The organism is Streptomonospora sp. PA3, from assembly GCF_009728995.1.
Taxonomy (GTDB): Bacteria; Actinomycetota; Actinomycetes; order Streptosporangiales; family Streptosporangiaceae; genus Streptomonospora.
Window position 1 is genome coordinate 381662 of record NZ_VTZW01000010.1, and the last position, 16603, is coordinate 398264.

General features: G+C 73.0%; 16 protein-coding genes. 9 read left to right on the forward strand and 7 right to left on the reverse strand.

All coding sequences use genetic code 11. The features are described 5' to 3' along the window. Nucleotides 1-43 precede the first annotated feature (43 nt). The 4 genes from gcvT (at nucleotide 44) to FZ103_RS13885 (ending at nucleotide 4503) form a co-directional block, all read left to right on the forward strand. The gene (gene gcvT, locus FZ103_RS13870; protein WP_156001565.1) at nucleotides 44-1165 is read left to right on the forward strand and encodes a glycine cleavage system aminomethyltransferase GcvT; all 1122 of its coding nucleotides are present in this window, start codon (nucleotides 44-46) and stop codon (nucleotides 1163-1165) included. A 166-nt stretch (nucleotides 1166-1331) separates the two neighbouring features. Next, nucleotides 1332-1712 carry a glycine cleavage system protein GcvH gene (gene gcvH / locus FZ103_RS13875; protein ID WP_156001566.1) on the forward strand — a complete coding sequence of 127 codons (381 nt, stop codon included), beginning with the start codon at nucleotides 1332-1334 and terminating at the stop codon, nucleotides 1710-1712. Nucleotides 1713-1716: 4 nt separating this feature from the next. Beyond that, nucleotides 1717-2988 carry a serine hydroxymethyltransferase gene (gene glyA / locus FZ103_RS13880; RefSeq protein WP_156001567.1) on the forward strand — a complete coding sequence of 424 codons (1272 nt, stop codon included), beginning with the start codon at nucleotides 1717-1719 and terminating at the stop codon, nucleotides 2986-2988. A gap of 105 nt (nucleotides 2989-3093) precedes the next feature. Next, nucleotides 3094-4503, forward strand: a complete 1410-nt coding sequence (locus FZ103_RS13885; RefSeq protein WP_156001568.1) for an L-serine ammonia-lyase — start codon at nucleotides 3094-3096, stop codon at nucleotides 4501-4503. A 44-nt stretch (nucleotides 4504-4547) separates the two neighbouring features. On the opposite strand, the gene FZ103_RS13890 is transcribed toward FZ103_RS13885, so the two are convergent. Together FZ103_RS13890 and FZ103_RS13895 are read right to left on the reverse strand one after the other, a co-directional pair. Beyond that, nucleotides 4548-4967, reverse strand: coding sequence for a type II toxin-antitoxin system death-on-curing family toxin (locus tag FZ103_RS13890; RefSeq protein ID WP_156001569.1), 420 nt, complete (start codon nucleotides 4965-4967; stop codon nucleotides 4548-4550). Further along, nucleotides 4968-5162 (reverse strand): hypothetical protein, encoded by a 195-nt coding sequence (locus FZ103_RS13895; RefSeq protein WP_156001570.1) that lies wholly within the window; start codon nucleotides 5160-5162, stop codon nucleotides 4968-4970. 266 nt (nucleotides 5163-5428) lie between these two features. Here FZ103_RS13895 and FZ103_RS13900 point away from each other — a divergent pair, with 266 nt between their 5' ends. Both FZ103_RS13900 and FZ103_RS13905 read left to right on the forward strand, forming a co-directional pair. Further along, complete coding sequence (locus FZ103_RS13900) at nucleotides 5429-6208, forward strand: carbonic anhydrase (protein ID WP_156001571.1); 780 nt, start codon at nucleotides 5429-5431, stop codon at nucleotides 6206-6208. Nucleotides 6209-6432: 224 nt separating this feature from the next. Continuing rightward, nucleotides 6433-7188 (forward strand): DUF1266 domain-containing protein, encoded by a 756-nt coding sequence (locus FZ103_RS13905; protein ID WP_186356278.1) that lies wholly within the window; start codon nucleotides 6433-6435, stop codon nucleotides 7186-7188. Between the two features lie 12 nt (nucleotides 7189-7200). On the opposite strand, the gene FZ103_RS13910 is transcribed toward FZ103_RS13905, so the two are convergent. Beyond that, nucleotides 7201-7443, reverse strand: coding sequence for a DUF397 domain-containing protein (locus FZ103_RS13910; RefSeq protein ID WP_156001573.1), 243 nt, complete (start codon nucleotides 7441-7443; stop codon nucleotides 7201-7203). A 553-nt stretch (nucleotides 7444-7996) separates the two neighbouring features. Here FZ103_RS13910 and FZ103_RS13915 point away from each other — a divergent pair. Beyond that, nucleotides 7997-8947, forward strand: coding sequence for a chitinase (locus FZ103_RS13915; RefSeq protein WP_186356330.1), 951 nt, complete (start codon nucleotides 7997-7999; stop codon nucleotides 8945-8947). 349 nt (nucleotides 8948-9296) lie between these two features. Here the strand turns inward: FZ103_RS13915 and FZ103_RS13920 are convergent, their stop codons facing one another. The 3 genes from FZ103_RS13920 to FZ103_RS13930 all read right to left on the reverse strand — a co-directional run bounded on the left by FZ103_RS13920 (nucleotide 9297) and on the right by FZ103_RS13930 (nucleotide 13438). After that, on the reverse strand, nucleotides 9297-9947 hold the full coding sequence (locus tag FZ103_RS13920; protein ID WP_156001575.1) for a hypothetical protein: 651 nt from the start codon (nucleotides 9945-9947) through the stop codon (nucleotides 9297-9299). After that, nucleotides 9944-10618: a sigma-70 family RNA polymerase sigma factor gene (locus FZ103_RS13925; RefSeq protein WP_186356279.1), complete on the reverse strand. Its 675-nt coding sequence runs from the start codon at nucleotides 10616-10618 to the stop codon at nucleotides 9944-9946. Before FZ103_RS13925 ends, FZ103_RS13920 begins: the two co-directional genes overlap by 4 nt. 192 nt (nucleotides 10619-10810) lie before the next feature. After that, nucleotides 10811-13438 (reverse strand): bifunctional FO biosynthesis protein CofGH, encoded by a 2628-nt coding sequence (locus FZ103_RS13930; protein WP_156001576.1) that lies wholly within the window; start codon nucleotides 13436-13438, stop codon nucleotides 10811-10813. 355 nt (nucleotides 13439-13793) lie between these two features. Between FZ103_RS13930 and FZ103_RS13935 the strand changes: the two genes are divergently transcribed. Beyond that, nucleotides 13794-14306 carry a GNAT family N-acetyltransferase gene (locus FZ103_RS13935; protein ID WP_222936758.1) on the forward strand — a complete coding sequence of 171 codons (513 nt, stop codon included), beginning with the start codon at nucleotides 13794-13796 and terminating at the stop codon, nucleotides 14304-14306. A gap of 17 nt (nucleotides 14307-14323) precedes the next feature. Here the strand turns inward: FZ103_RS13935 and FZ103_RS13940 are convergent, their stop codons facing one another. Beyond that, nucleotides 14324-15031 (reverse strand): class I SAM-dependent methyltransferase, encoded by a 708-nt coding sequence (locus tag FZ103_RS13940; protein WP_156001800.1) that lies wholly within the window; start codon nucleotides 15029-15031, stop codon nucleotides 14324-14326. Between the two features lie 183 nt (nucleotides 15032-15214). Here FZ103_RS13940 and FZ103_RS13945 point away from each other — a divergent pair, with 183 nt between their 5' ends. Beyond that, nucleotides 15215-16147: an alpha/beta fold hydrolase gene (locus FZ103_RS13945; protein ID WP_156001578.1), complete on the forward strand. Its 933-nt coding sequence runs from the start codon at nucleotides 15215-15217 to the stop codon at nucleotides 16145-16147. Nucleotides 16148-16603 lie beyond the last annotated feature (456 nt).

A 16603-nucleotide genomic window follows, 5' to 3' on the forward strand; every position in this document is an offset into this window, starting at 1 on the left:
CAACGGCTGTCACGAAACGACGTCCATCCTCTCGGGAGTGAGCATGACTGCGCCGGACCAGGGATCGGCACTGCGAACCACACCGCTGCACGCCGTCCACCAGCGGGCCGGGGCCACCCTGGTCGACTTCGCCGGCTGGGAGATGCCGCTGCGCTACGGCGGCGAACGCGGCGAGCACACGGCCGTGCGCGAGACCGCCGGCCTCTTCGACCTCTCCCACATGGGCGAGATCCACGTCACCGGGCCCCAGGCCGCCGACATGCTCGACTACGCGCTGGTCGGCCACCTGTCCAAGGTCACCCCGGGGCGCGCCCGCTACACCATGATCACCGCCGCCGACGGCGGCGTCCTCGACGACCTGATCGTCTACCGGCTCGGCGACGAGGAGTACCTCGTCGTGGCCAACGCCGCCAACGCCGAGACCGTGCTGGCCGCCCTCAGCGAGCGCGCGGCGGGCTTCGGGGCCCTCGTGGAGGACCGCTCCCCCGACTACGCGCTGATCGCCGTACAGGGCCCGGCCGCCGCGGCGATCCTGGCGCCCCTCACCGACGCCGATCTGAGCGGGATCAAGTACTACGCGGGCTACTCCCACCACGTCGCCGGGCACCCGGCGCTGCTGGCGCGCACCGGCTACACCGGCGAGGACGGCTTCGAGATCTTCCTCACCCCCGGAAGCGCCGCCCCCGCCGTGTGGGAGGCGCTGCTGGAGTCCGGCGAGCCGCACGGCCTGGTGCCGGCGGGCCTGTCCGCGCGCGACACGCTGCGCCTCGAAGCCGGAATGCCCCTCTACGGCAACGAACTCGACGCGCAGACCACCCCCTTCGAGGCCAACCTCGGCCGCGTCGTCAAGCTGGACAAGCCCGGCGACTTCGTGGGCCGCGAGGCCCTGCAGCGCGTCGCCGACGACGGACCGCGCCGCCGCCTGGTCGGCCTGGTCTCCCGCGGCCGCCGCCCGCTGCGCAAGGGCAACACCGTGCTGCTCGACGGCGCGCCCGTGGGCGCGGTCACCAGCGGGGCGCCTTCGCCCACGCTGGGCAAGCCCGTCGCCATGGCCTACATCGACAGCGGGGCCGACCCCGGGGCGGGCGAGGCGGCGGTCGACGTGCGCGGCCGCGCCGAGGCCGTCGACGTCGTCGACCTGCCCTTCTACCGGCGGGAGCGCTGACTCCCCCGGCAGCCGGAACCGCGCATACCGCGTGCGGGCCCGCAGGCCGAGGCGGCAGAATTCGACGAGGTGGAACCGCCGGCGGTCCACACGCCGAACAGGTCGGGCGGCCGCGCGCGACGGCGCCCGCCGTACCCGGACAACGACGACCTCCTGGAGAGTTGAATTGAGCGTTCCCGCGGAGCTGAACTACACGAGCGAGCACGAGTGGGTGGCGATCAGCGACGGTGTCGCAACGGTGGGCATTACCGCCTTCGCCGCCGAGGCGCTCGGCGACATCGTCTACGTCGAACCGCCGGAGACGGGCACCACCGTCGCCGTCGGCGAGACCTGCGGGGAGGTGGAGTCCACCAAGTCCGTCAGCGACCTGTACTCGCCCGTGAACGGCGAGGTCGTCGACGTCAACCAGGCGGCGGTGGACAACCCCGAGGTCATCGGGACCGATCCCTACGGCCAGGGGTGGCTCTTCAAGGTGGAGGTCACCGAGGAACCGTCCGAGCTGCTCAGCCCTGAGCAGTACACGCAGTTGACCGAAGGCGAAGGTTAATCACATGCCCTCTCAGCGGAATCTGCTCGATCAGACCCTCGACCAGCTCGACCCGGAGGTCGCCGCCGCCGTCCAGGCCGAGCTGAACCGGCAGCGCGACACCCTGGAGATGATCGCCTCGGAGAACTTCGCTCCGCAGGCGGTGCTGGAGGCCCAGGGCACGGTCCTGACCAACAAGTACGCCGAGGGCTACCCCGGCAAGCGGTACTACGGGGGCTGCGAGCACGTCGACGTCGTCGAGCAGCTGGCGATCGACCGGGCCAAGGAGCTGTTCGGCGCCGAGCACGCCAACGTCCAGCCGCACTCGGGCGCGCAGGCCAACACGGCCGTGTACTTCTCGCTGCTCAAGCCGGGCGACACCATCCTGGGCCTGGATCTGGCGCACGGCGGCCACCTGACCCACGGCATGAAGCTGAACTACTCCGGCAAGATCCTCAACGCGGTCGCCTACCATGTGCGCCCGGAGGACGGCACCGTCGACTACGACGAGGTCGAGGCGCTGGCCAGGGAGCACCGGCCGAAGATGATCGTCGCCGGGTGGTCGGCCTACCCGCGCCAGCTCGACTTCGCGCGGTTCCGCAAGATCGCCGACGACGTCGATGCGCTGTTCATGGTGGACATGGCGCACTTCGCCGGCCTGGTGGCGGCCGGGCTGCACCCCAGCCCGGTGCCCCACGCCGACGTGGTGACCACCACCACCCACAAGACGCTGGGCGGCCCCCGCGGCGGGCTCATCCTGAGCAAGGAGGAGTTCGGCAAGAAGATCAACTCCGCGGTGTTCCCCGGCATGCAGGGCGGCCCGCTGGAGCACGTCATCGCCGGCAAGGCCGTCGCGCTGAAGGTCGCCGCGGGCGAGGAGTTCGCCGACCGGCAGCGGCGCACCGTCTCCGGCGCCAAGATCCTGGCCGAGCGGCTGATGCGCGAGGACGCCGTGCAGTCCGGGGTGCGGGTGCTCAGCGGCGGCACCGACGTCCACCTGGTACTGGTCGACCTGGTCAACTCCGAGCTCAACGGCAAGGAGGCCGAGGACCGGCTGCACGAGATCGGCATCACGGTCAACCGCAACGCGGTGCCGAACGACCCGCGGCCGCCCATGGTGACCTCCGGCCTGCGCATCGGCACCCCCGCGCTGGCCACGCGCGGGTTCGGCGACGAGGACTTCGCCGAGGTCTCCGACGTCATCGCCGAGGCGCTCAAGCCGGAGTACGACGCCGCGGCGCTGCGGGGCCGCGTCGAGGCGCTCGTACGCAAGAACCCGCTCTACCCGGAGCTGTAGAGGGCAGGACCCTGCCCTCCTGGTGCGGCCGGGCCGCGCGTCGCGCTGGCGTCCGGCCGCACCGAACACCAACATCGCTCCTGTGCCCGCTAAGGAGGGCAGGACATGGCAATCAGTGTTTTCGACCTGTTCACGATCGGGATCGGCCCGTCGAGCTCGCACACGGTCGGTCCGATGCGGGCGGCCCGCATGTTCGCGACCGGTCTGGGCGAGTCCGGGCTCCTGGAGAAGACCGCCGCCGTGCGCGCCGAGCTGTACGGCTCGCTGGCACTGACCGGAAAGGGCCACGGCAGCGACCGCGCGGTGATGCTGGGGCTGCTCGGCGAGACGCCCGAGGACGTCGACATCGACGCCGCTCCCGCGATGGTGGAGCGGGTGCGCACGCAGCACCGGCTGGCGCTGGGCGGCACGCACGAGGTCGACTTCGACCCCGAGGCGCAGCTGGACTTCCGCCGCAAGGAGACGCTGCCCGGCCACCCCAACGGGATGCGCTTCGCCGCCTTCGACGCCGAGGGGACCGAGCTGCGCTCGCGCACCTACTTCTCGGTGGGCGGGGGCTTCGTCGTCGACGAGGAGGCCGTGGGCGCCGACCGGATCACCTCCGACGACACCCCGCAGCCCTATCCGTTCGCGACCGCCGCCGAGCTGCTGGAGACCTGCCGCGAGACGGGCATGTCCATCAGCTCGGTCACGCTCGCCAACGAGCGGGCGTTCGGCCGCACCGACGCCGAGATCCGCGAGGGCCTGCTGGAGATCTGGCGGGCGATGCGCGAGTCGGTGCGCCGGGGCGTGACGACCGAGGGCACCCTGCCCGGCGGCCTCAAGGTCCCCCGCCGCGCGCACCGGCTCTACCGCCAGCTCGGCGGCCACTGCGACCCCGAGGGGCTGGCCGGGCCCGGCCGCGGCGACCCGGGCGACCCGATGCGCGGCACCGACTGGATCACGCTCTACGCCCTGGCGGTCAACGAGGAGAACGCCGCCGGCGGCCGCGTGGTCACCGCCCCCACCAACGGCGCGGCGGGCATCGTCCCGGCCGTCCTGCACTACTACACCCACTTCACCCAGGGCGCGGGCGACGAGGGGGCGGTGCGCTTCCTGCTGACGGCCGGCGCGATCGGCATCCTCTACAAGCAGAACGCCTCGATCTCCGGCGCCGAGGTCGGCTGCCAGGGCGAGGTCGGCTCGGCGTCGTCCATGGCCGCCGCCGGCCTGGCCGAGGCCCTGGGCGCCACCCCGGCCCAGGTGGAGAACGCCGCCGAGATCGCGATGGAGCACAACCTCGGCCTGACCTGCGACCCCATCGGCGGCCTGGTCCAGGTCCCCTGCATCGAGCGCAACGCCCTGGCCGCGGTCAAGGCGATCAGCGCCGCCCGCATCGCCCTGCGCGGCGACGGCAGCCACTTCGTGTCCCTGGACAAGGTCATCCGCACCATGCGCGACACCGGCCGCGACATGATGGACAAGTACAAGGAGACCAGCAGGGGCGGGCTGGCGGTCAACGTGATCGAATGCTGAGTCGCGGAGGGGGCCCGATTGAGCTCCACGGCAGTGCACCGGCTCTAAGCATGCGAGGTATCGCCGTGGAAGTCCTGCAGTCTGGTCGCGATGGCGGCGACGGTGGATTCAGCTCCCGTCGTCACATCGAGAACGAAGCGCTCGGCTCGGTCTTCGTCGACGGGAGTTCTCAAGGGCGCCCCGTTGACCTCTAAGAACACCGCGGTGCAGTTCCAGGCGGCACGCTTGTTCCCATCGACGAAGACATGGTTGCGCGCCAGGGACTGCATGAGTGCCGCGCCTTTGTCGAAGAGACCCGGGTAGTGCTCCACGCCGAAAGTTGAGGAGCGCGGTCGGTGCACCGCGCTCTCCAACAGGCCGTAATCGCGGACCACGACTTGGTACTGGCCGTTCTGCCGAAGCGCCATAGCGGTGATGTCGACCACCAAGTCCGTGGTGAGATAGATGATGTTCGCAGTTGGCATCTACCGGGCGAGCCGCTCGTTCAGCCCGGCGGACGCCTGTGTGACCCTGGCTGCCGCCTCCATGACGCGACGCCGGTGAATACTCGCAAGGACACTTTCCCGAGCCAGCTTCTTGACACTGGTGTCTTCAGCAGCAGCCGCCTGACGGATCTCTTCCATCTCCTCGGCGGTGAACTCGATGTTGAGTGCGGGCATGCCCACACCTCCCTTGGTACCTAGACTGGTACCAGTATACGCGCCAAGGATGAGGCGGCCATGGCAATGGATCAACGACTTGGCCCTCTCAGGCGGTAGCCCACCGGAGTCCCACGTGGTGACCGCGGCCCCGGGGTACCGGGACGCCGGTCCTGAGCTGCCCAGGAGCGTGTCCATAGCCGTCGGCGCCAGGAAATTGACACCTTTACCCGGTGGATTCGGCTCTGTATACAGAATCCAGTATCCATCGAGGAATAGGTGTCCCCATGCGACAGGACGGATTCCGCACCGACGGCGGCGCCCCGGCCTCCTCCCGGCCTCCGGGGGTGACCAGGCGAGGGCTGCTCCGCGGTGGAGGAGCGACGGTCGGCGGGGTCGGGCTGTCTCTGCTGGGCGCCGCACCCGCGAGCGCCCGCGGCTCCGACGACGACCGCGACTTCGACGACGACGACCGCGGCGTCTACACCCCCGAGGGCGCACGCCGGCGGCTGCTCAAGGGCAACGCCCGCTGGGTCTCAGGACGGCTGAGACACCCCCACCAGTCGGTCGAGCGCCGGGAGGAGGTGGCCGAGGGCCAGCGCCCGTTCGCCGTCGTGGTCGTGTGCATCGACTCCCGGGTCACGCCGGAGCTGATCTTCGACACCGGAATCGGCGACCTGTTCGTCGTGCGCACCGCCGCACAGCTCCTGGACGCGATCGCGACGGGCAGCGTGCAGTACGGGCCGGCCAAGCTGAGCACGCCGCTGGTCGTGGTCCTCGGCCACCAGCGCTGCGGTGCGGTGACGGCGGCCGAGGCCGCGCTCCGCGAAGGCGAGCCGCTGCCCGGGCACCTGCAGGACATCGCCGAGGCGCTGCGGCCGGCCTACGACGAGGTGGACGGCCGAGGCGGCCCGAACCGCGTCGACCGGATGATCCGCGCGAACAGCCGCCGCACCGTGGAATCGTTGAAGCGCGACGCCTTGCTGGCCCCGCTGATCGACCAAGGGGCGCTCGACGTCGCCGGAGGCTACTACTCCCTCGACACCGGGCGGGTCCGCCTGTCGTGAGAACTCCCCCGGCGCCTCCCCTTCCCGCGCACGGCCGGGCGCGGTTCCGCAGCTCCGACTCGGCTGGCTCCCGTCGCCGCCTCCCCGCACAAGGCGTTCCGGTTGTTCCCCGACGACGCTTGATTCGGTACTGCGGCGGCGGCCGCGGCGTGGTATACCGGGCCTTCGACCGACGAACGGGTGCCGCCGGCCGGTGGGCGGCGGCCGGTGGGCAGGGAGCCGCGGTGCAGGGCAGCAGACTCGGATTGAACGCCGATCCCCAGGGACCCTTCCACGGTCCGCTCGCCCACGCCTACGCATGCGCGGTGCACATCCAGGTCGCCAACGACGCCGCGTGGAACAGCCCCGGCGGCTGCTCCTGCTGCACGCCCGAGGAGAAGCGTGCCGGGCTGCGGGAGGACTGGGGGATCGAGTCCGCGGCGGACTGGCGGCGCCAGACCGAGTCGTTGATCGACGACGAGGACAGCAACCCCGCCGCCGGCGTGCTGCTGGACCTGCGCAAGGCGGCCTCGCAGGCCATCGGGCGGCCGGTCGAGCCCGGGCTGTGGCGCGAGGCCATCGCGCGGATGTGCCGGCAGCGCGGGATCGAGCAGGCGGTCTACGAGCGGTTCGTCGCCCTGGCCGGCATGATCCTGCACTACGAGAAGCGCTTCGCGGCCGACGGCCTGCTGCCGCCCGGCGGAGTCGTCTACGCGATCAAAGCCTGGGATTTCGGCCGCGGCGCGAACATGGCGCGCTGGGGCGTGCAGTGCGGCTACACCGACATGCAGACGGCGCAGTGGTACGCCGTGCGGGCGGGCGCCCAGGCGCGCCGGTACTACCCCACCTGGGCCGACTTCTCCGCGGGCTACATCCTGGGCCGGTGCCTGCACTTCGACGACGGCGAGTTCGGCCACTGGTACACGACGCCGCTGGAGGTGCACCACGTGATGATGACGCACCCCCAGAGTCCGTGGCGGCACCTGCCGTTCCACATGTGAGCGGCTCGCCCGCTAGAGGGTCCCCGCCTTCACGAGGCCGAGGAGGGCCGCCCACGCGGCGGCGGTGAACACCAGGTGCCCCGCTGCGGTGTTCAACGAGTCGCGGACGGCGACGCCGGCGCCCGGGCCCTCAGCGACCTCCAGGCAGTTCTCCTTGAACGAGTAGCTCGACTTGCGGAAGCGGAACGGCGAAGCGTCGAGGACCTCGGCGGCTTCGGTGCGGTTGCCGCCCTGGGCAGGGCCGGACCCGCTCATGCGGCGACGCTGCCGCGGGGCTTCTGTGGGGAGGGTCATGGCGGCAGCTTTCCCCTGATGGGGAGTCCGGAACCGCCTCCGGGGCGATGAAGAAAGGCTTCCCCCGGCGCGCACCGGATGAAGCCTTACTCCGGCGGACCGATCTTTGGTGTCGGACACCTCACACCGGGCGAGCCCCGCTCACCCGCCTCACGCGCACCTTCGCCCCCACCTGGGCAGGGGCGCGCGCTTGCGCAGCGTTTCCGGTCCGGGACGCCGAGTTTTTGAAAATATTCCTTCCAGATCGGGTTGACGGGCCGGACGGCAACTCTTAGGTTTCTTAACACTTCAGGTGCGGATCCGAACACTGAGAGCGAACCCGGTCGGCATGCACCCGGGTTTGCGTCCTTTCCCCGCTCATGGACGCACGGACACCTGGAAGGAGCCCCCTTTCGTGAACGCTCCCCGACATCCCCGACACACCCGCCGCCGCGGCCGGTTCGCCGGCCCCTTCGCCCGGTTCCCGCGGCTCTCCGCGGCACTGGCCGGCGCCGCCGTGCTGTCCACCCTCGGCATGGCGGCGGCCGCCGCCCCCGCTGTGCTCGAGGGCCCCGAGGCCGCCTCCGCATCCCCTGTCGCGGCGGAGGGCCGGTGGCTCACCGGGTACTGGCACAACTTCGACAACGGCTCGACCACGATGCCGATCAGCGAGGTCCCCTCCGCCTACAACCTCATCGCCGTGGCCTTCGCCGGCAACAAGGCCGGCACTCCCGGCGGCATCACCTTCGACGTCGCCGGCGGTGAACTCGGCGGCTACACCAACCAGCAGTTCAAGGAGGACGTCGCCGCCGTCCAGGCCGAAGGCCGCAAGGTCGTGCTGTCCATCGGGGGCCAGAACGGCCACGTCGACGTCACCGACTCCGCCGAGGCGGCCAATTTCGCCGACTCCGCCTACGCGCTGATGCAGGAGTTCGGGTTCGACGGCATCGACATCGACCTCGAACACGGCATGAACGCCCGGTACATGGAGGAGGCGCTGCGGTCGCTGCGGGCCAAGGCCGGCTCGGACCTGATCATCACGATGGCGCCGCAGACCATCGACTTCCAGGCCCCCAGCTACGCCTACTACCAGCTCGCGCAGAACATCGGCGACATCCTGACGATCGTCAACATGCAGTACTACAACTCCGGCTCGATGCTGGGCTGCGACCAGCAGGTCTACTCGCAGGGCACGGTCGACTTCCTCACCGCCCAGGCCTGCATCCAGCTGGAGCTGGGACTGCGCCCCGACCAGGTGGGGCTGGGGCTGCCCGCCACCCCCGACGCGGCGGGCGGCGGCTACCAGCCGGCGTCCAACGTCATCCGCGCCTTGGACTGCCTGGAGCAGGGGCGCAACTGCGGCGCCTTCACCCCGAGCGAGCCCTACGGGCCGATCGGCGGCGCGATGACGTGGTCGATCAACTGGGACGCCACGAACGGCTACGCCTTCGCCGACGCGCTCGGCGCCCGGCTGGGGACCGGCTGATCGGCCGCACCGCCGATCAGCCGCATCCGCGGCGCCGCGCGGGGCGCGGGCGGGCCGTCCGGCCCTGACCCCGCCGGAGGAGGCGGCCGGTCCCGGCAGCTCCACGCGCCGGGGCCGGCCACCGCCACACCGCCGATACACGGCCCCTCCCCTGTTCGCCATCCCTCCCGGTCCTCCACCCGCCGGCCGCACCGGCGGCCCACCCGGACCGGGAACGCCCGAGAGGGTGCGGCGCGCCGGTCATCCCCTGGCGCCGCACCCTCTCTTCCCGTTCTTCTTCCGGTGCTCCGGCGCGGCCTCCTCCGGCCCGCCGCGGTCAGCGCGCGGCCGGCATCACCGCGTCACCGTGTCACCACTGGTCGGCAGGCACGGGCTCGCACGGCTCCGGCTCGCCCTGGGCGATGTAGAACGACGTGCGGTGCTGCCCGCCTTCCTTGGGCACGTAGTTCTCGATGACCATGGAGTCCTCCGCGTCCACCGCGAACGACCACGGCACCTTCGAGCCCACGTCCCCCGGCGGCTCCGGCGCGTCGACCGAACCCGGCTTCGGCGAGTAGGCGCTCCCCACCGTGAACACGCCGTCGCCGTTCTTCCCGGGAAGCACGGTCAAGCTGCCCACCCGCAGGTCGGCGGTGCACCGCATGCCCGGATCCGGACTCCGGGTCTCGACGGTCACCCCCGCCGCGCGCAGGTCGGCGGCCAGTTCCTGCTGCTGCTCCTTGTCCAGCGTCAGGTCCTGGATGCTCACCTGGACGCTGCCGTCCGGCTTCTCCTCGATGGCGTAGGCCGGCGGCGCCATCGCCCCGGGCACCAGCACGAACCCCGCGGCGACCGCCGCGCCGCCCGCCGCGGCCAGCCCCAGGCGCGGGGCGGTGAACAGGCGCCGCCGGGGGGCGGGCGCGCGCTCCTCCGCGTCCAGCTCGGCCGCGTTGAGGGCGACCTCCCGCTGCAGCTCGCTCAGCAGCCGGTCCTCGAACCGTGCCGTCTTGTCCGTTGTCATGCCTCTCCCTGTGCTCCGTGTGCTTGGCGTGCGTAGGCGGCCATCCGGACCGGGCTCTGCCCGGGTGTCCCGGCCGGGGCGGCCTGCCGGTCGGCGGCCGAGAGGTCCGCGGACGCCTCCGCCGTGCGCTGCGCCCGGGCGCGCAGGGCTTTGCGCGCCCGGTACAGCCGCACGCGGGCGGTCACCTTGCGGATGCCGAGGGCCGCAGCGGCCTCGGTGACGGTGAGCTGGTCGACCGCCACCAGTTCGAGCACCTGCCGCTCGCCCTCGGGCAGGTCGGCCAGCGACTCCAGCAGCCTGCGCCCCTCGTTTTCAGCGAGGATCCGGTCCTCCAGGCGGCCGATGTCGTCGGACTCCAGCAGCCTGCGGCCCGCGACCCGGCTGCCGCTGTCGGCCTCGCGGGCCGCCCTCCTGCGCTCGGCCGAGACCACGTTGCGCGCGATCCCGAACAGCCAGGCGGACTCGTTGCCCAACTCGGGCCGGTAGGTGCGCGCCGAGTCGATCACCGCCAGGAACACGTCGGCGGTCAGGTCCGCGGCGGTGTGCGGGTCGTCGACCCGCCGGGCCACGAACCGGGTGACCGCGTCGATGTGCCGCCGGTAGAACTCCTCGAAGGCATCCGGGTCGCGCGCCGCCTCCCGCGGGCCCGCGCGTCTGCTCTCACCTGCCACTTGGCGCCTCTCTCAGCATCCTCGTCGGCTTCCGCCTGCGTTCACGGGTACTTGGCCGCCGGGGGGCGAGGCGTTACCGGCGCCGGTCGCGGGCGGTCCCGCGGACGGGATCAGGGACCGCGCCCGGGGGCCGCAGCCGGGCGCCGGATCCGGAGCCTGCGGCCGGATACGGCGGGCCGCGGCCCTCGGCGCTCAGACGACCGGCAGCCGCGTCCCGCGGATGCTCGCGGCCACTCCGTCGTTGGCCTCGGCTACCGCGCGGCGCTCGGCCGGAACCTCCCCGTACAGCGTGGTGCGCTGCCGCAGCGGGCGGCCGGTGGGCTCGACGAGGGCGCGGATGTCGCCGATGGTCTTGAACGAGCCGTTGTCGGAGCCGGCCATGCGGCTGATGGTCTCCTCCATCAGCGTGCCGCCCACGTCGTTGACACCGCCCGCCAGCAGCTGCCGGCACGTGTCCTCGGCCAGCTTCACCCACGAGCACTGGATGTTGTCGATCGCGCCGTGCAGCAGCAGCCGCGCCAGCGCGTGCACCGCCCGGTTCTCGCGCACCGTGGGTCCCGTGCGCGCCAGCCCTGCCAGGTAGATCGGCGCGCTGGTGTGCACGAACGGCAGCGGGACGAACTCGGTGAAGCCCGGCCGGCCGTTGTGCTCCAGGCAGCGCAGCTGCAGGGAGCGCAGCAGCCTGATGTGGGCGACCCAGTGCTCGGGGGTGTCCACGTGGCCGTACATCATCGTCGAGGTGGTGGGGATGCCCAGGTCGTGGGCCGTGGTGACGACGTCGATCCACGCCGATGCGGGCAGCTTCCCCTTGGTCAGTACCCAGCGGACGTCGTCGTCGAGGATCTCGGCGGCGGTGCCCGGCAGCGAGTCCACGCCCGCCTCGCGCGCCCGCTCCAGCCACGCCCGCACGGACGAGTCGGTGCGGGCGGCGCCGTTGACCACCTCCATGGGGCTGAAGGCGTGCACGTGGATGTCCGGCACACGCTCCTTGACCGAGCGGGCGAGGTCGAAGTAGGCGGTCCCGGGCAGGTCGGGGTGGATGCCGCCCTGCATGCAGACCTCGCTCGCGCCCGCCTCCCAGGCCTCGGCGGCGCGGTCGGCGACCTGGTCCAGGGACAGGGTGTAGGCGTCGGCGTCGGTGCGGCGCTGGGCGAAGGCGCAGAAGCGGCAGCCGGTGTAGCAGACGTTGGTGAAGTTGATGTTGCGGGTGACGACGAAGGTCACCGCGTCGCCGACCGTGTCGCGGCGCACCGCGTCGGCCAGGGCCGCCAGCTCCTCCAGCTCCTCGCCGTGGGCGTGCAGCAGGGCCAGCGCCTCCTCGTCGCCGAGCCCGGCCGGGTCGCGCTCGGCGTGCCGGAGTGCGTCGCGGATGTGGGGATCGAAGCGGCGCGGCGCGCCCGTGCCCAGGGCGGGGCGGGACATGCGCTCGCGCAACCGCTCCCAGTCGCCGTAGACGGCGTCGAAGTCGCCGCGCCGCTCGGCGGTGCGGCCCTCGGTGTCGATGGCGGTGTGCAGGTCGGTGCGGCCGCCGGCGGCCTGCTGGGGCTCGGGCTCCTGCCAGGGCCGGCCGACGACCTCGGCGTCCTCGCGCGCCAGGCCGGTGCCGGGCTCGGCCAGCGCGGCGACGTGGCCGGCCACCCGCGGGTCCAGCCACGGCTCACCCCGGCGGACGTACTCCGGGTAGACGGTGAGCCGTTCACGCAGCCGGAACCCCGCCTCGGCGGTGCGTTGGGCCAGTTCCTCGATCTGCGGCCAGGGGCGCTCGGGGTTGACGTGGTCGGGGGTCAGCGGGGACACCCCGCCCCAGTCGTCGATCCCGGCCCGCAGCATGAGGCCGTACTGGTCGCCGATCAGGTTGGGTGGCGCCTGCACGCGCGCCTTGGCGCCCAGGACCAGGCGGGTCACGGCGACGGCGGCGGCCAGTTCGGCGATCTCGGCGTCGGGCCGGTGCTTCATCGCGGTGCCGGGCTTGGCCCGGAAGTTCTGCACGATGACCTCTTGGATTGCGCCGTACTCGCGGGACGCCCGGCGCAGGGCGAACACCGAGTCGGCGCGTTCGGCGGCGGTCTCGCCGATCCCGATCAGGATGCCGGTGGTGAACGGCACGGTGCAGCGGCCGGCGTCCTCCAGCACGCGCAGCCGCACGGCGGGATCCTTATCGGGGCTGCCGTAGTGGGGCATGCCGCGCTCGGTGAACAGCCGCCGGGAGGTCGTCTCCAGCATCATGCCCATGGACGGCGCGACGGGTTTGAGCCGCTGGAAGTCCGACCAGCTCAGCACCCCGGGGTTGAGGTGGGGCAGCAGGCCGGTCTCCTCCAGGACCATGATCGCCATGGCGCGCACGTAGGAGAGGGTGTCCTCGTAGCCGCGCTCGTCCAGCCACCGGGCGGCCTGCGGCCAGCGGTCCTCGGGGCGGTCCCCGAGGGTGAACAGGGCCTCCTTGCAGCCGAGTGCGGCGCCCTCGCGGGCGATCCGCAGCACCTCGCCGGGTTCGAGGTAGGGGGCGTCCAGGTGGGCGGGGGCGGTGGCGAAGGTGCAGTAGTGGCACCGGTCGCGGCACAGCCGGGTGAGCGGGACGAACACCTTGCGGCTGTAGGTGATCATTCCGGGGCGCCCGGCGGCCTCCAGCCCGGCGTCGCGGACCCGGCCGGCGTGGTCGAGGAGGGCGTCGAGGTCGTCGCCGCGGGCGTGCAGCAGGACCTCGGCTTCGGCCGGGTCCAGGGTCTTGCCGTCGCGGGCCCGGGCCAGCGCGCGGCGCATGGACGAGGGTGCGGGGACGGATTCGGTCGTTTCGCTGTTCCGGTGTCCGGCACGAGTCATGGCCCGCACGATACGGCGGCGCCCGGGCGCCGCTCGGTCCGCCCCGCCGCGCGCCCGCCGGGTGTGCCCGAACCCGCGGGTGCCCGCGTCAGGCCCGCCGGCGGCGGGCAACGCGCGGTCGGCGCCGTGGTCTGCGTCCTCGGTGCGCGCCGGATGCCGTCGGGGCGGACCCGCCGTACCGCACCAGGCGGCCGCGCCCGGGCTCACCGCCGGGCTCTGCGCAAGGGGCGGCGGGACACGGGCGCGGCATGATGACCGCATGAGCGAAGAAGCGGTGCCGTGGAGAGCTGGGGGACGCGGAAGGTCGGCAGACGCGGTCGAGCGGCCGGGCGGGCCGCACAAGGGCGGGGATGCGGTGGCGGAGGCGGGTCGCATCACCGTGCCCGTGCGGGTGCGCGACCTGAGCGAGGCCGACCTGGCCTACTGCGGGTGGTCGGGTGCTCCCCCGCATCTGGAGGCGGTTCGCGCGGCGCTTGAGCGCGCCCGCAGCGGCGACGTGGAGTACCTGGCCGTGTGCCCGCCTTCGGATCTACCCGTGGCCATCGGCGGCGTCGACTACGCACCCGATCCGGACGCCGGCACCCTGTGGCAGTTGGCCGTCCATCCCGCGCTGCGCTCGCTGGGCCTGGGCACGCGGCTCGTCGGCGCCGCCGAGCAGCGCATCCGCGCCCGGAACCGCGGCTGGGCGCGGTTGAGCGTGGAGCAGGACAACCACCGGGCCCGCGCGCTCTACGCCCGCCTGGGGTACACGCCGTGCGGTACCCGTCCCGAGTCGTGGGACGTCCAGGACGCGGACGGAAGCGTCCGCCGATACGAGACCGTGTGCACATTGATGCGCAAGGCGCTGGACGGGGCTCCCGCCGGGTGACGGCCCGCCCCGGCGGCTCAGGCGGCGCCGCGCTTGCGGGCGCGGATCAGCACGATGCTGCCGCGGGTGTTGGGACTGCGGGCGTCGCCCAGCGCGATGAGGGGGACCAGCGGTGCGGCGGCGTTGAAGCCGACCCGGCCGCCGCGGGCCGAGACCGACAGGTAGGTGCGCTCGGCCAGCGGGCCGCGGAACTGGTAGCTGTGCTCCAGGACCTCCAGCCCTTGCGCATCCAGCAGGCAGGCGAGCGACTCGTGGGTGTAGGTGCGCTTGACGTGGTAGCGGCGGCTGTGCGCGGCGAACAGGTGCGGCCACCGGTCGCGGCGGGACAGGCAGTCGGCCGACATCACCAGCTCGCCACCGGACTTGAGCACCCGCGCCATCTCGCCCAGCGCCGCGGGGCCGTCGTCGAAGTGCTCGATCGCGCAGATGGACAGCACCTTGTCCACCGAGGCGTCGCGCAGCGGCAGCCGCAGCGCGTCGCCTTCCACGAGCGCGGGCGCATGGCGCAGCTTCGCGCCGCGCAGCATCTTGCCGCGGGCCAGATCGACGGAGACGGCGTCGGCTCCGCGCCGCCGGGCCTGGCCGGCCCAGTAGCCGTCGCCCCCGGCGACGTCCAGCACGCGTTTGCCGTGCAGGTCGGAGCCCAGCCACCGCAGCAGGGTGTTGGCCTCGCGGTAGCGGCAGACATGGACCTGGTGACCGGCGAAGGCGACGACGTCAGGCATTCCCACGCGCCACAGCCTACGGGAAGGCGCCTGTGCACCGGTTCCGACCGCAGCGGGGCCGCCCGCGGCCCCGCTGCGGTCCGCACCGCATCAGCGATCTGTCAGGGCTCCGGCAGCGGCGGCACCTAGCCTTCCGGGAAGTGCCGCCGGTGGCGGGCGGCGCCTGCGATCGGGGAGTGTGCGATGGCGACGGCGACAGCGCCGCCCTGGGAGACCGTGGTCGAGGGCGGTCCACACGCCCCGGACCTGGCCGTTCGCGGCCGCGACGGCGCCGGTGCTCCCCTGGTCCTGGTGCACGGGCTGGGCGGCACCGTGGAGGAGTGGGAGCCGCTGGCCGACCGGCTCGCGCCGCGCCGCCCGGTCTACGCCTTCGACCTGCGCGGCCACGGCCGCTCCGCCGACGGCGCCTGGACCGTCGAGGGCCACATGGCCGACCTCGGCCGGGTGCTCGACCGGTTGGACCTGCGGGCACCGGTGGTGGCGGGTCACGGCTTCGGCGGCCTCGTGGCCACCCTCTTCGCCTCCCGGCACGGCGGCGCCTCGGCCGCCGTGGGCATCGACGCCTACGGATGGCCGCGACCGGGCGTGGTCGCCGAGCGGCTGGGGCTCGGGCCCGACGAAGCCGCGGCCAATGTGGGGGCCGCCCGCGCCTTCGTCCTGGACCAGTTCGCGGCGGCCTGCTCGCCGATGCCCGCCGAGGTCTTCGAGCGGCAGCTGGCGAGCTTCCGCGCCGGCGCCTTCGGCCTCCCCGGACCGGTGCTGGAGGCGATGGCGCTGCGGGCGGCGCTGCGCGACGACCGCCTGGTCTCGCTGCGCCCGGGTCCGCGCGCGGTTCGGGCGCTGTGCGCCGACCTCGACCGCTACGACACCGACGCGCCGGCCCGCGCCCTTCCCGTCCCGGCGCTGGCACTGGTCACCTGCCGCCCTCTGCCGCCGATCCCCGGCGCCCCCGCCCGCTTCAGCGCGATGCTCGCGGCCCAGGCCGCCCACGAACTCGCCGCACCCCGTCCCCGCCGCACCGTCCGGGCACTCGACGCCCCTCCCCCTGCCCACGTCACCCGCCCCGCGGCCGTGGCCGAGGCGATCGAGTCCTTCCTGGAGGGCATCGCCGGGTAAGCCCGCGGAGCACCGGCCGCGGCGGTCCGGTCCGCCCGGGGATCGTGCAGTTACCGCCGCGGCACGCCGGCGAGCGCGGCGGCGGCAGCAGGATCGGCGCCTTCAGGACGTGCATGGAGGCCGGGAAGGGCTGGTCGGCCCAGGCCGTGTTCGGTGGGTCGCTGTCCTACTGCGCGGCCGCCGGGGTGGTGGCGGGTGACGGGTGGGCTTCGCGCTCTCGCTGCGTTCTCTGGGCCCCTGACAGGCACCATGGCGAAGCCGCCTGTCAGGGGCAGTCGGCAGGGGCCCGCCCCGGGCCCCCGCTGCGCGATGATGCGGAGCCTGCGGAGCCCGCGCAGTAGGGGAACTCCTTCCTCGGCCTTGCGAGAGCGGCACCGGGCCCCCGCTCGGCGATAATGGCCAAGCCCGCCAGGGCCCCCGCTCGGCGATAATGGCGAAGCCCGCCGAGTAGGGGCG

What these genes read in the sequence shown, in the direction of transcription:
- gcvT (WP_156001565.1), top strand. Translation starts at nt 44, where the DNA reads ATGACTGCGCCGGACCAGGGATCGGCACTGCGAACCACACCGCTGCAC.
- glyA (WP_156001567.1), top strand. Translation starts at nt 1,717, where the DNA reads ATGCCCTCTCAGCGGAATCTGCTCGATCAGACCCTCGACCAGCTCGAC.
- FZ103_RS13885 (WP_156001568.1), top strand. Translation starts at nt 3,094, where the DNA reads ATGGCAATCAGTGTTTTCGACCTGTTCACGATCGGGATCGGCCCGTCG.
- FZ103_RS13890 (WP_156001569.1), bottom strand. Translation starts at nt 4,967, where the DNA reads ATGCCAACTGCGAACATCATCTATCTCACCACGGACTTGGTGGTCGAC.
- FZ103_RS13895 (WP_156001570.1), bottom strand. Translation starts at nt 5,162, where the DNA reads ATGCCCGCACTCAACATCGAGTTCACCGCCGAGGAGATGGAAGAGATC.
- FZ103_RS13900 (WP_156001571.1), top strand. Translation starts at nt 5,429, where the DNA reads ATGCGACAGGACGGATTCCGCACCGACGGCGGCGCCCCGGCCTCCTCC.
- FZ103_RS13910 (WP_156001573.1), bottom strand. Translation starts at nt 7,443, where the DNA reads ATGAGCGGGTCCGGCCCTGCCCAGGGCGGCAACCGCACCGAAGCCGCC.
- FZ103_RS13915 (WP_186356330.1), top strand. Translation starts at nt 7,997, where the DNA reads ATGGCGGCGGCCGCCGCCCCCGCTGTGCTCGAGGGCCCCGAGGCCGCC.
- FZ103_RS13920 (WP_156001575.1), bottom strand. Translation starts at nt 9,947, where the DNA reads ATGACAACGGACAAGACGGCACGGTTCGAGGACCGGCTGCTGAGCGAG.
- FZ103_RS13930 (WP_156001576.1), bottom strand. Translation starts at nt 13,438, where the DNA reads ATGACTCGTGCCGGACACCGGAACAGCGAAACGACCGAATCCGTCCCC.
- FZ103_RS13940 (WP_156001800.1), bottom strand. Translation starts at nt 15,031, where the DNA reads ATGCCTGACGTCGTCGCCTTCGCCGGTCACCAGGTCCATGTCTGCCGC.
- FZ103_RS13945 (WP_156001578.1), top strand. Translation starts at nt 15,215, where the DNA reads ATGGCGACGGCGACAGCGCCGCCCTGGGAGACCGTGGTCGAGGGCGGT.